Source organism: Fulvivirga lutea (assembly GCF_017068455.1).
Lineage (GTDB): Bacteria > Bacteroidota > Bacteroidia > Cytophagales > Cyclobacteriaceae > Fulvivirga > Fulvivirga lutea.
In genome coordinates, this window is the sequence record NZ_CP070608.1 from 1202429 (window position 1) to 1217767 (window position 15339).

Annotated in this window: 14 protein-coding genes and 1 riboswitch; of the genes, 2 read left to right on the forward strand and 12 right to left on the reverse strand. The window is 38.6% G+C overall.

The features are described 5' to 3' along the window. The first annotated feature begins 82 nt into the window (after positions 1 to 82). A complete protein-coding gene (locus tag JR347_RS05515) occupies positions 83 to 337 on the forward strand; it encodes a DUF6952 family protein (protein ID WP_205723052.1) in 255 nt (84 codons plus the stop codon). Between the two features lie 71 nt (positions 338 to 408). On the opposite strand, the gene JR347_RS05520 is transcribed toward JR347_RS05515, so the two are convergent. Both JR347_RS05520 and JR347_RS05525 read right to left on the reverse strand, forming a co-directional pair. Then, positions 409 to 1272 carry a translation initiation factor IF-2 N-terminal domain-containing protein gene (locus JR347_RS05520; protein ID WP_205723053.1) on the reverse strand — a complete coding sequence of 288 codons (864 nt, stop codon included), beginning with the start codon at positions 1270 to 1272 and terminating at the stop codon, positions 409 to 411. Positions 1273 to 1298: 26 nt separating this feature from the next. Next, positions 1299 to 1676, reverse strand: coding sequence for a hypothetical protein (locus tag JR347_RS05525; protein ID WP_205723054.1), 378 nt, complete (start codon positions 1674 to 1676; stop codon positions 1299 to 1301). A gap of 144 nt (positions 1677 to 1820) precedes the next feature. Between JR347_RS05525 and JR347_RS05530 the strand changes: the two genes are divergently transcribed. Next, positions 1821 to 2300 carry a hypothetical protein gene (locus tag JR347_RS05530; RefSeq protein WP_205723055.1) on the forward strand — a complete coding sequence of 160 codons (480 nt, stop codon included), beginning with the start codon at positions 1821 to 1823 and terminating at the stop codon, positions 2298 to 2300. A gap of 2 nt (positions 2301 to 2302) precedes the next feature. Here the strand turns inward: JR347_RS05530 and JR347_RS05535 are convergent, their stop codons facing one another. The 10 genes from JR347_RS05535 to JR347_RS05580 form a co-directional block, all read right to left on the reverse strand. After that, positions 2303 to 3193, reverse strand: a complete 891-nt coding sequence (locus JR347_RS05535) for a malate dehydrogenase (RefSeq protein ID WP_205723056.1) — start codon at positions 3191 to 3193, stop codon at positions 2303 to 2305. After that, the gene (locus tag JR347_RS05540; protein WP_205723057.1) at positions 3190 to 4350 is read right to left on the reverse strand and encodes a formimidoylglutamase; all 1161 of its coding nucleotides are present in this window, start codon (positions 4348 to 4350) and stop codon (positions 3190 to 3192) included. The genes JR347_RS05535 and JR347_RS05540 overlap by 4 nt, the downstream gene beginning before the upstream one ends. Positions 4351 to 4437: 87 nt before the next feature. Next, entirely contained in the window at positions 4438 to 5742 is a 1305-nt protein-coding gene (gene nqrF / locus JR347_RS05545; protein WP_205723058.1) for an NADH:ubiquinone reductase (Na(+)-transporting) subunit F, read from the reverse strand. Positions 5743 to 5877: 135 nt separating this feature from the next. After that, on the reverse strand, positions 5878 to 7080 hold the full coding sequence (locus JR347_RS05550) for a homoserine dehydrogenase (protein WP_205723059.1): 1203 nt from the start codon (positions 7078 to 7080) through the stop codon (positions 5878 to 5880). Further along, positions 7077 to 8126: a homoserine O-acetyltransferase family protein gene (locus tag JR347_RS05555; protein WP_205723060.1), complete on the reverse strand. Its 1050-nt coding sequence runs from the start codon at positions 8124 to 8126 to the stop codon at positions 7077 to 7079. The genes JR347_RS05550 and JR347_RS05555 overlap by 4 nt, the downstream gene beginning before the upstream one ends. Further along, positions 8083 to 9414: an O-acetylhomoserine aminocarboxypropyltransferase/cysteine synthase family protein gene (locus JR347_RS05560; protein ID WP_205723061.1), complete on the reverse strand. Its 1332-nt coding sequence runs from the start codon at positions 9412 to 9414 to the stop codon at positions 8083 to 8085. The genes JR347_RS05555 and JR347_RS05560 overlap by 44 nt, the downstream gene beginning before the upstream one ends. Positions 9415 to 9419: 5 nt before the next feature. Further along, a complete protein-coding gene (locus JR347_RS05565; protein ID WP_205723062.1) occupies positions 9420 to 9866 on the reverse strand; it encodes an OsmC family protein in 447 nt (148 codons plus the stop codon). A 369-nt stretch (positions 9867 to 10235) separates the two neighbouring features. Continuing rightward, a riboswitch (SAM riboswitch) is annotated at positions 10236 to 10364 on the reverse strand. Between the two features lie 182 nt (positions 10365 to 10546). Further along, entirely contained in the window at positions 10547 to 11218 is a 672-nt protein-coding gene (locus tag JR347_RS05570) for an energy transducer TonB (protein WP_205723063.1), read from the reverse strand. Between the two features lie 46 nt (positions 11219 to 11264). Next, entirely contained in the window at positions 11265 to 14054 is a 2790-nt protein-coding gene (locus JR347_RS05575) for an alpha/beta hydrolase family protein (RefSeq protein WP_205723064.1), read from the reverse strand. A gap of 166 nt (positions 14055 to 14220) precedes the next feature. Beyond that, positions 14221 to 15198: a radical SAM protein gene (locus JR347_RS05580; RefSeq protein WP_205723065.1), complete on the reverse strand. Its 978-nt coding sequence runs from the start codon at positions 15196 to 15198 to the stop codon at positions 14221 to 14223. Positions 15199 to 15339: the final 141 nt, after the last annotated feature.

The window sequence follows — 15339 nt, forward strand, 5'->3', positions numbered from 1 at the left end:
ATAGAGTTATTGGTTTTAATGATTATAAAACCAGGGAATAGTCGGGCATAATCAACAGATTTGCAGCCATAAATATCAGACTATGAGATTACCACTAATAAAACATATAGTAGAGTTTGTTGATACCCACGATGAGGACTGGATTGTTGAAACTATAGAGTTGCTTGAAAATCTTGCCGAAGCTCCTGGAATGAAAGATGAGGAGATGGAAGTAGTAGGAGAGTTACTTTCTAACCTTTATGGTGCGCTAGAGGTAAGTAAAGACATAAAAAAAGGAACAGATCGCAAAGAAGCGCTCAACGGCTTTATGAAGAGGGTGATGGGTTCTATCAATTAGCAATTGACGATGTACAATTAACAATTAATGGTATCTTATTGTGCATTGTTAATTGAAATTTGCTCATTGTTTCAAGCATACGGATCATTCAACCATTGCCAAAATCTCTTAAAGGGGTTCTTTGTAGTAAGCTTTGTTCTCTGAGGTTTTGAGGCTGCTTCTAACTCTTTTTTCTTTTTTCTCTTTTTAGCAGCCTTTTCCACTTCTTTTTGTTTTGGCTTTATATTTTGCTCGAAGTAGGCTTTTTTCTTTTCTTTTAACTTCTTTTCGCGCTCTTCTTTTTCTTTGCGTCTCTTTTTCTCCTCAAGCTTTTGTTTTTGTTCAAAAGAAAGAGGTTCTCTCTTTCTACGATTGTTCCGCTTATCGAATTTCTTATTTCTTCTAGGGCTTCGTCTATTATCAGAGTTGTCTTCTTCTTCCTTTTTCTCCTGCTTTTCTTGCTTGGGTTTAGGTTCAGGCAGGTCAATTTTACCTACAACTTTAATACCTTCTAGCTTCACCTTTTTAGCCCTCACAACATCAAAAGAAGGAATATTATCTTCCGTAATATCGTCTATGGTAATTTCTTTAATTTCCTTTTTTTCAATTACTGGCTCTTCTTTTGGCTCATCTCGTAGTTCCTCATCAACAGTACTGTCACTTTCCTCGGTAGCTTCAGCTTTTACCTCTTCGTCAGGCTCATCACTTTGCTCCTCTTCTGCTACTTCAGGCTCTAACTTTTTTAGCTCTTCTGGTTCTGTAAATACAGTTACATCAAAATGCTTGTAAAGAGCCGTTACTTGCTCCTCGGTGAGTTTGGAGTTTCCCCCTTCAGGTGTTTCAAATCCCTTTTTTGCCAAAAGTTCATTTATATCCGTCTGTGTAACCCCTAATTTTCTTGCTATTTGCGATAACCTCATTCTGACTGTAGCTAAATAAACCACAAAAATGGTCATTAACTGTTATTTAACACAATCTAACCTTAATTATTATTAGGTTTCGGGGGTATGTACATCAGGTAGGTGAATAACAAAGCAAAGACACTGTAAATACATGCCAAAATTACTATCAGTGCACTTGGATTCTTGTAGGCCAGCTTGACAAACGAGATGGAACCAATCAGACAATGTGCTAAATTTCCTATCACCAAGGGTCTACCGTAAATTCCACCGACTGTTAAATTTTTAGAATGCCAATTAACCAATCCAAAACCAAACATGAGTGAAGCAATTAAGATTGTGTGTATGTCAGATTGAGGGAGGTCAGCTACTTCGGTGATTTCATCTCCCATGAAGAGAAGCGATACGCCTACAAGGCAAAGCAATACTGAATAGGGAGTTATAATATATTTCGCAATCATAAATCCAAACTATTAAATTTTTTACCATGTTTTTTATCAATAATGATTAGTGGCTAACTAAACAGTTAAGCCTGAAATTTTATATTCCAACCATTTAAGCCTTTAGTGTGTCTTAGGGATATAGACTTAAATAAAACAAAAAAAATGAAAAGACTACCATTCATAATAATCATGATGTCATTTTTGGCATTCTCATGTTCAGATGATGATAACCCAAGTGTTTCAAAAGAATCGAAAACTTCTAACTATTCTGGAGACTTGCGATTTGAAGATGCTCTTGAAGATATTCAAGAGGGCAATGGAACATCTGATGAATTTACAATTTATAAAGTGAGTGTAGTGTCGGATAGTCTTCTTGTGGAGGTTGGGTATGCCGGTGGCTGTCAATCGCATGAGTTTGAATTGATTTGGCCTGATGCCATTATAACTATTTACCCTTACGATTTCGGTGTTATTTTAAATCACAATGCGAATGGAGATTTGTGTGAGGCATTTATTCAAGAGACACTGTTTTTTAATTTATCAGATAATCCATTGGGATTAAATGATCAATCGATTCAGGATATGAAGATTACGATTATCAATGGCAGCGACCCTGATAATGCAGTAAGTAATAAAGAATAGGTTTAGTGATGATTGAAAATTGAGCGATAGGCGGACTTTAGTTCGCCTATTTCTTTTTCGTTAAATTCTAAAGGCTGAGTTATTAGTTCTTCGCCCAGCCATGTACAGGGTTGGGAGAAAAATATGTCTTCTTTCAAATCCAGTAGCTCCTTGTATTCTCGATTAATTGGCATCGAAACGGGTAAAATAAAGTCCTTTCGATCTATCCATTCCAGAATGTGCATTACACACTGGGCAATGCCATATTTAGTTGCTGTTTCCGTCTCACGAATTTTTCTAGCTGACAGTTTAAGTTCATTCGAAATATCCTCTAATTCCTTTGCTGAAAAATAATTACTAACTGGCTGGCCATTAATGGATGAAACTGAGTAAACAGGAACCATATTGTCGCCATGCTCACCAAGTACTAATGATTCTACCTCATTGATAGGAACCTTAGCATGCTTCGAAAGGAGGTAGTTCAAACGATAAGTATCTAAACATGTGCCGCTGCCCAATACCATTAATTTATGATCATAATGCTCACTAATCCATTGAGCTACTAACTCTACAGGGTTAGTTACAGCGATAATTACAGTTTCAGCCTTAGGAGTTATTTGGGAGAATATTTCCCCAATTAATTTTTTATTCTCTTTTGCTACACTATTTCTGCTTTGTTCAATCGTATTACTATATCCAGCCGCATAAATGATGTAATCAGAATTATTTAAGGCCTTTTCATTATTAACGATAACGGTATTGTTATTAAAACTACCGGCATGAAACAAATCAAGATATCGACCATCAATTTGAGCAATATCGATCAGGTTGAGAACCGTATTTTGGTATTTCTGTAAAAGCAAACTAACTACGGTGCTACCTACTTCGCCTATGCCAATAACGCTTATAATCATATCAACTTAGCATGTGTGGTAATATACCTTTCAGGGATTTCTCCTTTGGTTGCCGTTTGGTAATCGGAGTAGCTACATGGAATGATGCAATTACGCGCATACTTATCTTTACCTTGTGGGTAAGGCACTTCTAGCCACCATTTTTCACTCAATTTACTCTTATAAAAGTTTAGAGCATCAGGATCCCCCGGCATGGAAACCACGAATTTCAGGTAGTCGTTTGTTTTAAAATTTTGCTCTTTTTTTCTGTGATAATAACCTTCAATAAAATACCAGATCATGGTTGCTACTACTGAAGCTGTCTTTTTTGACTCATCATCTTTGTCAGGATTGTAATCGTAAAACCCTGCTGAGCTAAGTTTTTCGTTAATACCTGCATACCATGTTATCTGGCAGGCTTCTTCGCCTGTTAGACCGAAGGGCTGCGCATTAGCATTGCCTGGAGCATCAGATGATTTGATGGCCGATATATCGAAAGACAGCATATCTGCATTACGAATAATTGGCTCCATTTCAGAAATATTGGAGCGTAAATGGCCAATTCGATAAGCTTCGAAATAAAGTTTTTCTAAAATATTTATTGAACTCTGATCTATTAAATAGCTCTGATACGCCAGATGGCTATAATTGAATAAATAATTAGGTTCATGTAATAATATTTTATGAATGTGTTTGTCACTTTCTGGTTCGCTTACCCCTTCTTCCATATCCAAAAAGGCATCAACATTTAACAAGCTAATCAACTTCTCCATGCCCTCATAAGCCTTGTATTGTCCATAATCAAGATCATGAGAACCGCCAATAATTATAGGCAACACATTATTTTGTATTAGCGCTGCACAAACTTCTGTCAATCTGCCGGAGGTCTCGTCTAAGTCCATGCCCGGACGAATGTTTCCTAAATCAACAATCTTATATTTACCTGTACCCTTTTTTAGTGCATACAATTTCTTACGAATTTCATCCGCAGCCTTGGCAGTTCCCTTGTTGGTAAGGGTTCCTCTTTCTTCATTAACACCAACAATAGCCATGTCAGCCCCTTTAAAGCTGGGCATTTTATCAATGTTGTATTTGATGTTTTTATAGAAGCTGTTTGAGCTTCTTATGTGCGAGAATAAATCCTCATCTAATGGGGAGAAAAATATCTTTAGATCCATCGGTTGAATTTGATCCTAAAATACAATTTTGAGTAATTAACAAAAAACCCTGACGGTTATCGTCAGGGTTTTTTAATCTTTTATCGGTTAACCTCCGAAGTCATCGAATCGGATGTTTTCTGGTGGAATACCCATCTCATCCAACATCTTCAATACCGCAGCGTTCATCAAAGGAGGTCCGCATAGGTAGTATTCTACTTCTTCAGGCTCCGGATGATCTTTTAAATAATTGTCATAAAGAGCTTGGTGAATGAAACCGGTGTAGCCATCAGCCTCTCTATCATCCAGTGATTTTTTTATTTTCCAATTATCTTCTTCCAAAGGCTCAGACAGAGCTATGTTGAATTGGAAGTTAGGGAATTCATCTTCAATTTTTCTGAAGTGATTTGTATAGAATAATTCTTTTTTAGAACGTCCACCATACCAGTAAGAAACTTTTCTATCAGTTTTTTCTGTATGGAAAAGGTGGAAAATCTGTGCTCTTAGCGGAGCCATACCAGCACCACCACCAATGTAGATCATTTCTCTATCAGTGTAGTTAATAGCAAACTCACCGTAAGGGCCAGAGATTGTAACTTTATCACCCGGTTTTCTAGAGAATACATAAGAAGAACAAATACCAGGGTTTACATCCATCCATTTGCCTGCATCTCTATCCCATGGTGGAGTAGCAATACGGATATTCAACATAACAATGTTTCCTTCAGCAGGGTGGTTAGCCATTGAATATGCTCTAAAGATTGGCTCATCATTCTTCATGGTTAAATCCCATAAGTTGAAGTTATCCCAATCTTCTTTGTATTTATCATCCGGGTGCCCAAGCTCAGGTTTAGGAGTAATGTCCATTGTTTTGAAATCTACCTCAATAGCAGGTACATCGATCTGAACGTAACCACCTGCTTCGAAATCTAATGTTTCGCCTTCAGGTAACTTCATCACAAATTCCTTAATGAAGGTAGAAACGTTGTAGTTAGATACCACTTCGCATTCCCATTTCTTAATTCCGAAAATTTCTTCAGGAATTCTGATGTTCATGTCTTGCTTTACTTTTACCTGGCAAGAAAGACGCACATTTTCTTTTTGCTCTGCTCTGCTTAAATGTCCAACTTCAGTAGGTAGTACATCTCCACCGCCATCTTCAACCACGCACTTGCACATAGCACAAGTACCGCCACCGCCACAAGCTGATGGTAAGAATATCTTCTGTGCTGAAAGTGTAGAAAGCAAGGTCGAGCCTGCAGAAGTTGTTATAGGATTATCAGTATCGCCATTTATAACAATGTTTACCGGACCCGTTTGCACAAGTTTAGATTGCGCAAACAGCAGGATTAAAACAAGTAAAAGAATGATTGCTGTAAATGCGACAATTGAGGTTATAATTACCGTAGTCATATGAATTTGATGATTTCTTTCTAATTAAATCTTCGCTAAATAGGACTACAAATATATTGAGGAAATGTTTAAAACTATAATTGTAAAGATTTAAAATTCAAAGAATAAACACATCCCCAAATCCCTTTCAACCACCTACACTGCATAGCTGTAAGAAGTACTCAATAGCGCCTTTTTAATCGCATTTTCACTAAATACACCTACGGATAAGTCATCAAAACTTTTTAATGATTTCAATTTACTTGGCGATATTTTTCCGATAACATAGCTATCTCCTTTGGTAAGATTGTGTTCAATAACCTGATCAAATAGCTTTACTATGAAATTACTATGCTCGTACTTAATAAATACAGTGAATACGTCATCACTCAAACTAGCCAATGATTCCTTATACTCATATCGAAATCCTTTACTCAAATTTTTCAAATCATTGTAGACGGCCAATCCGGTTGGAAGTTTACCAGCACCTTTGCCTACCAATAATTGATTACCTGAATATTCAGTTTTTATGGTTACTGAATTGAATTCATTTTCAATGCTAAACTCCTCGTCTGCTTCACTCACTAAATGTGGAACAACCATAGCAGACAACTGACCATTTTTAATGGCACTGCGGGCAATCAGCTTCACTTTTAATCCATTGGCTTTGGCATAATCTAGCAGCGTTGTGGAAAGTTGATCGATACCAAATCTAATCACATGGTTAGGGTTAAAAGAAATACCAAAGGCATGCTTTATTAAAATGGCCAACTTGTAAGAGGGATCAAAACCGCCAACATCTAACGTTGGGTCAGTTTCCGCAAAACCCAGTTCCTGTGCGGATTTTAAGGCCGATTCATAACTCAGGTTCTCATTGAGCACCTTCGATAAAATATAGTTAGTGGAGCCATTGAAAATACCTCTAATTTCTTTGATATGATCATTTTGGTAATAATTTTCAAGAGTTTGTAGAATAGGAACGCTACCACAAACTGCGCCTTCATACAAAAATGGTACATTATATTTTTCCTGGAACTCATTGAGTTCTTCAAGATGAGCTGCTATCATCTTTTTATTAGCAGAAATAACTGGAATTTCTCTAACTAATGCTCTTTTTACAAGCTCAAAAGCTTTCTCAGCATCGTCAATCAGTTCAACGATTAAGTTGATGTCACCATCGTTGAAAATGTCTTCAGCATCTACTGAAAATAATTCTTTTGGAGCTGATCTCGGCTTATTTTCATTCTTGACCACTATTTTCTTTATATGAAAGTTAGGGTCATTTTTATCTGTTAAGATTTCATGGAAACCTTGCCCCACACATCCAAAACCAAACAGACCTATATTTATCTTTGTCATTTTAAAAGCTTTAATAAGTGATTTTTAATTTTTTCAGATTCAATAAGGAATCCATCGTGTCCGTATAAAGAATCAATCAATTCGAAACGGGCATTTTTTATATTCTTTGCAATAAATCGCTGCTCAGCAAAAGGGAAAAGGATGTCACTTTTAATACCAGCAACAATGGTATTGGCCTTCACTTTTGTTAATGCATTTCGAACCGATTTTCTTCCACGGCCAACATTGTGGCTGTCCATCGCTTTGCTTAGAGTCCAATACGCTTGTGGGCTAAACCGTCTCACTAGTTTTTCTCCCTGATATGCCTGATAGCTATCTGCTTTAAAGCCATCAATTTTATCTTCAAAATCGCTCTGTGTTTTTCTGTATGTGTTTTGGTTGCGATAAGACAGCATGGCGATAGCTCGTGCTGCTTTTAACCCTTTTTCACCAGCACCTTCATATTTATAAGCCAGGGTTGGGTCCGCTTCCAGTGCCAAGCGTTGAGCTGAATTAAAAGCAATACCCCAGGCAGAGTGATGCGCATTGGTGGCAATCAAATAAATATTTTCAAATAAGCTGGGCGAGTCTATGGCCCATTCTAATAGTTGATGGCCACCCATGGAACCACCTATTCCTAGCTTAATTTTAATGATGCCCAAATGTTGACGCAATAACTCATGTGCCCTGACTATATCCTTAATGGTGATTAGGGGAAAATCTAATCCATACTTTTCGCCACTCACCGGTTCAATACTATCGGGCCCGGTGGTACCATAGCAGGAACCTAAAATATTGGCACAAACTATAAAGTGTTCGTCAGTATTGATGACTTTGTTTTTTCCTACAATATCCGGCCACCATTCTGTTGGATCGGCATTGGCTGTTAAGGCATGGAAAACCCAAACTACATTGTTCTTAGCGGCATTTAATTTTCCATGGGTCGTGTAAGCGATCTTAAGCTCGGGCAGAGAACTTCCGCTCTCTAACCCAAACTCTTGATCGAAATTGAACAACTCAACCTTAGACTTTTGCGTGCTCTGTGCTTCTGATTTTACTGAAGGCATTGGCTAAATCATTTTTAATGTCATCGATATGTTCTATTCCAACAGATATTCTTAGAAGGTTTGGTAAAACCCCGGAAGACAGTTGCTCCTCTTCACTTAGCTGCTGATGGGTAGTGGCTGATGGTTGAATGATCAGTGTTTTTGCATCTCCCACATTAGCTAAATGACTTACCAATTCAAGGCTATCAATAAACTTTGTTGCTTCTTCTTTGCCTCCTTTAATGACAAAAGACAATACACCACCAAAACCATTTTTCAGGTACTTTTTAGCAAGTGCATGGTAGCTACTGGTCTCTAATCCGGGGTAGTTCACTGATTCTACCAACGGATGTGCATCTAACCACTTGGCCAATTCAAGTGCATTATCTACAGTACGTTGCACTCTCAGAGAAAGAGTTTCCAACCCCTGTAAAAGCAAGAAAGAGTTAAATGGACTTAATGCAGGACCGAAATCTCGCAAACCTTCTACTCTTGCTCGAATGGCGAAAGCGATGTTTGGTAAACCTAACGGATTATCGAAGCCAAATGTATCCCAGAATTTTAGGCCATGATACCCTTCTGATGGCTCAGTAAAATCAGGGAATTTACCATTGCCCCAATTGAAATTACCAGAGTCGATAATTACGCCACCGATAGATGTACCATGTCCGCCAATCCATTTAGTAGCAGAGGCAGTAACCACTGCGGCACCATGTTCAATAGGTCTGAATAAATAACCGCCAGCACCAAAGGTGTTGTCCACAACCAAAGGAATGTCGTGTTTGTTGGCCAGCTCTGCAATGGCATCAAAATCAGGTACGTTAAAACCGGGATTACCTATGGTTTCCAAATAAATGGCTTTCGTATTCTCATCGATGAGTTGGGAGAAATGTTCTGCTTTATCACTCTCGGCAAATCGCACTTCAATGCCTAACCGCTTGAATGCAACTTTAAATTGATTATAAGTTCCACCGTACAAAAAGGAGGTGGAAACAAAATTATCTCCAGCTCTAAGAATGTTATTAAGCGCTATAAACTGGGCCGCTTGCCCGGAACCCACTGCTAAAGCAGCCACTCCGCCTTCCAATGCTGCGATGCGCTTTTCAAACACATCGGTGGTTGGATTCATAATTCGGGTGTAGATGTTGCCAAACTCCTTAAGCGCAAAAAGATTCGCGCCATGCTCAGCATTTTTAAAGGTATAAGATGAAGTTTGGTACAAAGGCACCGCTCTTGAACGTGTGCTCTCTTCTACATTTTCGTATCCAGCGTGTAGCTGTAGTGTTTCAAAATTTAATTGTGTTGACATGTTTTCTAATTGTTAGGGGTTAATAAAAATTTAATAGGCGTTTTGTTGCTCAGATTGTCATTTACGGGGCATCTGTACTCAATTTCTTTGAGCCATTTTACCCGTTGACCTTCGTTGAGTTTGGTTGAAGTTTTAAGGTTTACCTGAATGTTTTTGTAACCTGCCCTTTCGGTAAAAGAGGTGCCGAAAAGCCTTGCGGGGTCTAAGTCGCCATCGATATCTATTTCTAAATCTTTTAGATTGATGTTTTGCTCTTTGGCGACAATGTGGGCTACCACATTGATGCAGCCTGCATAACCCGCAAGAATATATTCTACCGGATTGGGCGCCAGGTCAGTTCCACCAAGGGCTTCGGGTTCGTCTACAGTAAGGTTAAAACCTCTTACGTTGATGTTCGTTTTTGCTGGTGATTCACTCCTTGAGCGCACCGAAAAGTTCAATGTCTTTGACATTTTTTCTCGTAATTAATAATGTTGTAAATGTGATTTTGGGAGGGTGAGGATTTGGATTGGATGTGCTATCTCCTTTTGATGAAATTGTCATTCTGAATTGATTTCAAAATCTGATTCCATCATTTGTCGAGACCCTGAATCCCCGCCTGAATGGTACGGGCAGGAAGTTCAGGGTGACAGTAAAAAAGAAAGAAAACTAATCGAAATTCACCCAAAGGCGAAGGTTGCTGTGACTAACAACAGCGCGCCATGCTGTTACAGCAACAGCAACACGACATTGAATAAGGAGATTGCATCAAAGAGTTGAGACTTCTTTGAAATGTGGCAAGTAATCCTGTTTGGTGTTGAATTGATCTTTTCATTGTTATCAATTTATATTCTCCCTTGTCGGCCACTCGGCAAACATTCTTGGGATCAGGATTTAGCACCTTTCTACTTTTGGTTTCGATGGTTGCTAGCGCTTCTTTGAGCCTGTCTCTCCACGCTTCTTTATAAATCGATTTACTCAGATGAGCTTATCGAATTGATGGTGTAAACGTAGTTACGGAATTTTAGGTTTCCAAATTTTTTTTAATTGAAAGTTTTAAGTTCAAAGTTCTAATAATTGTAAAATTCTGATTTTGAGATAGTTGTACTGGAAATAATTTAATTGTTATGGGTGAGCGCTTGTTGAGAGCCGTTTATTCCTCAGTTTTTGGATCAAATGTTACAGGAATTACCAAACGAGTTCTTACCGGTTTTCCTCTTTGTTCAGCAGGGCTGAAGGGGAAGTTCAGATTCTTTAAAGCGTTTAAGGTAGCCTGATCCGCAAGTTCATTGTAGCCCCTTACGATTTTGAATTCGTCCATTTGACCTAGAGTGTCAACTGTGAATTGGATAAAGACTCTACCTTTCTCTTTAAGTTCGGCTGGATATTTTACCGCTTTAGAAATTGCTTCGAAGAATTTGGGATATCCGCCAATTGGTTCGGCTTGAGTTTCCACAATGATTCCGAGAAATGGGATGTCATTATCTTCGAATTCGGTTTGTATTAGTGAGTCAATTGCATATTCGAGCTCCAAACTATCTAGTTCTTTGGTTTGAGCGTTAATGTTAATCGAAGTGGCAGTTGCAATAAATGTAGCAGCAGCGTATTTCAAAAACCTGTGACTCAACTGAGACCGCTTAAAAACTCCACATATTGGGTTTAATGACTTTGAAATTATCCGTTGGATTTCTTCATCAGATTTATTCCTAAAGTCAATAAGTTCTTTCGAGCATTTGTTGCAGTTGAATCCGTCCATGGTTGGTTCCATAGAGTTGAGATTCTCTGGACAACTGAATTCCAGGTTGATATTTTTTTTCACGCTCATCCAGTAACGGCTTTCAACAGTGAATATAGAACATTGAACTAATAAACTATTCCTTCACCAACTCTAACCCTTTATTAATTCCCACTTCCGTAGCAGGAATACCTTCAGCCATCCATTGCGGCATGGGTTTGTCCATTAAATAATGATCGAAAAACTGGTTCATACGAATGTTAAAATCACGTTTGTTTTCCCATTTGGTTGGCCAGTGCGGTTCGCCTTTATAATTCAACATCCAAACCGGTTTGTTCAATCTTCTTAGCGCTACATAATATTCAATGCCCTGATACCATGGCACATGACCGTCTGCATCGTTGTGTAACAATAGCAATGGGGTATTTACCTTATCAGCATAGAAAATGGGTGAATTCTCAATGTATAGGTCTGGCTTTTCCCAAAGTGTGGCACCTATTCGGCTCTGGCCATGTTCGTATTGGAACATTCGGCTTAAGCCTGTCCACCACCTGATGCCACCATACGCACTGATCATATTCGACACCACCGCACCTGCTTCTGCACAGGCAAACATATCCGTTTGAGTTATGATATAAGATATCTGATATCCACCCCAACTATGACCTTGCAAGCCAATTTTGTCTTCATCTACATAACCCTGATCTATCATGTACTTGGTGCCTGATACTACGCAATTAAGAGCGCTTTTTCCCGGGTTACCAACCTCGTAACGCACATCAGGATTAAAGACTACATAGCCTCTGTTAGCATAGAAGGCAGCGTTTACCGTAGATCGGTGAGGAAATACACCCCAATGATCATGCAAATCATCAGAGCTTAATCGATAGAAGTTAACAATCATCGGGTATTTCTTATTTGGATCGAAATTAGCCGGCTTATAAACTAAGCCTTGTAATGGTAAACTATCCGGAGTTGTCCAGCTAACGAGTTCCACCGTACCCCATGCGTAGTCCTTCTGCTGAGGATTGGCATCACTAATTTGGATGGGTTTTTTAAATGATAAATTAGTAGCTCTAACATCATAAAATGTTTGATGATTGCCCATTTGGTAAGTAAGCGTTTCAGCATTCTTTGCCTTTTTTAGGTTGGTGAATTTGGCTGCTTTTTGAATGGCTTGCTTTGGTGCTTCAAAGTTTTTCATAATGGCATAACCTTCATCTTTTGTGCTTTCGTTGAATGTATGAAGTACCATAGTTGATGGGTCGATGGCAGCCTCGTCTTTATCTAAATCTTCAAATCGATATTCAATTTGGTTTGATCGTCCGTTCGTAATATTAACTGGATGAGCATTACTTTGAGGGTCTAGTTTCCAAATATCAAATCTGTCGTACACCAGGAAATGTTGATCACCTTTTGTCCAGCCAGCAGCTCCATATTGATCAGGATAATTTGGGTAGTCATTCTCTTCATCAGCCAAAGTCACTGGGATGTCTTTTGTAAGCACAAATGACTTACCCGATTCATTGTGGTAACTGTTCCATGTAGTATCGGCAGCATTAAACCAATACAAGTAATTACCTTCTGCAGATAACCCAGGTTCACCCAGAAGATCTTTTTTAGCTAATGTAGCTTTTCCAGTGGCCACATCGATCGAATAGATATCATAGCGCAACGGAAAACCATCCCATGAAATGTTTTTCAAATAAGGCAAATATGATGAGCCCAACGCATATTCCGACTCGCCATGGTTAGCGATACTTACGTCAGGAATTTCTTTGCTTCCTAATTGGATAATTTTCTCACCTAGTGTATCAAAATAGGCCAGGTATGATTTCTTTTTATCATCATCCAACTCCATATTTTGCTGTGTATGTAACCTTGAGTTTTTGTAGTTCCAAACTTCTACCTGTATGATTTCTTCGGGCAGTAAAGTAGTGTCCTGAACAGCAGGTGCCGGGGCTGTGCCGAAAAACAGTCGGCTACCACTTTCAGAAAAATTTAATTTGCCATGTTCACTCACGAGCCAGTCTGAAGGGATGCCTTCCGTGCCTTTTTTGGCAATAACCATAGCGGAATCTTTACCCATATTCCAATGGCGCAATTCAAAATCCCTAATCAAGGCTTTGGTTGTATCCAAATCAGATAAAAAAGCTACTTGCAAACCATCTTCTGCAATCGCTAATTGCTTGTATTTTCCTTTAGTTCTGCATAATGGTCGGCTCGTTTTATTGGCAAAATCGTAGTAATACACACCTTCCAATATGGTTGAGTCTTTGCCCGATGTATGGTAGATAAAGTTATTGCTGCGCTTGGCTAATTGGTGGTCTGTAATATATTCAAGTGTATCCCGAGTGCCTGAGTTAAGGCTTCTTATAACCAGATGAAAGCCATTGTCTTTACTAACTGCTTTGGAAGGCTTTGGCTCTTCTTTCTTTTTCGTGGTATCTGATTTATCATCTTTTGCGGGTAATTCTTGCTCCAGGTAATAGGCTAGCATTCCAGTCGATTCTTTTGGTAAATCAAAACCTCTTACCCGAGCTATTTTAGTTAGCTCTTTTTTAGCCACATCATAAATTCCGAGGGAATCTTTCGGCATTTTATCTTCATCCGTTTTCTTTCTTCGCAGTTCGATAACGTCAGCATGCTGCGGCTTTATTTTGAAAACTACATACTTGGAATCCCATGAGATTTTGGCTCCTTCACCACGGGGTACATCTAGTAAATTTTTGCCATTAGGTGAAGTAATATGTAAAGAGCCATCGCCTTTTCCAGGTTGTAATTCGTAAACTATCAATTCACCATCCGGACTGATCTGTGAAGAGTTTATTTGATTCCAGCGATCGAAATCATCGTGAGTTAATGTTTTGTTTTGTGCAACTGCATTGAATGACCAAATAAGGAGTCCTGCAACAAGAAATCTCATAGTTCAAATTTTTAGAATGGTGAAACTACAAGAGGTGATTAAAAATTGCAAAACTAATGTGTTGGTTTAGTCATCCCGAAAGAATTGAGGGACCTTACTAAGTTAGTATCGACAAAATCATTTAGTAAGATGTCTCCTGTTGTCGACATGACGTCCTAAAATATGATTAAATCAATGCCCGCCAAGTGCCTTTGAGGCGATTGTATTTGATAGTACTCGGCAAAGCCTTCCAAAAGTATTTGTTCATTTCAACTGCAAAAGAAGGCTGCATGTAGCAGTTGATAGTACAACCTTCGCATTCGGGGAGTTTGCCTTCCAAAGCCACCAACTTTTGAACTTCTTCAGAACTATAAAGTTCAGCCAGGTTGTTCTCAATTTTAAAAGCCTTTAAACCAAGGTGATAGCATGGCAGTACCAATTCATTTTCCGGGGAAATAACTATGGTACTGCTGGCTGCTTTACAAATCGGATTTGTTACGTGATTACCACCATCTTTTCTCAATGTAATGAATGCCTCATTGAGGTAAACATTCTTCTTTTTTCCCCAATTTGATAATTTCTCTAGTGTACCCTCACTCAAAGATTGACCGGTTTCTACATCATTATAATCAAACACAGGATTGAGAATGAGAACCAGGTTATTGGGTTCGCATATGTTCTTATAAACTGTTTCTATCTGATCCACATTCTCTTCAAAAACAGTAAAAAGAATATCTGGCCTTTCACCTAAATCTTTTGCTATTCGAATAGACTCCATCACATGTTCGAAGCAATCCACTCCGCGGGAATTATTATGTTCTTCCTTGTGAGGTGAATCAAGCGAAAAATGCAGCATATCCACTAATCCTTTTAGCCTTGCTGCCCATTTTGGATATAGGAGGCCGTTGGTAGTGAGTGTTGTAATAAACCCTTTTTCTTTGGCCAATTTTAGGAGTTGATCGATCTCCCGATGTAATAACGGTTCTCCACCAGTCAGGTCGATAACTTTTACTCCAAGTTTTTTCAGGTGAGTTAGATTCTCTTCAAAATTATCTAGTGTAATGTACGGAGAAGGTTTCTCCCAGATATCGCAAAAGCCACATTTGGCATTACAGCGATAGGTAACATAGTAGTTGCAAAGTACAGGATGGGAAACTAACCGCATGGGTTAAAGGTAGGAATAGAAAAGCAAAAAGCCTTTTCAAAAACCCTTGTCATTCCAAACTTGATTTGGAATCTCATTCTTCCGAGGTAGTCAAATCTAAGAGACCCTGAATCAAGTTCAGGGTGACAGTTACATTTTGAA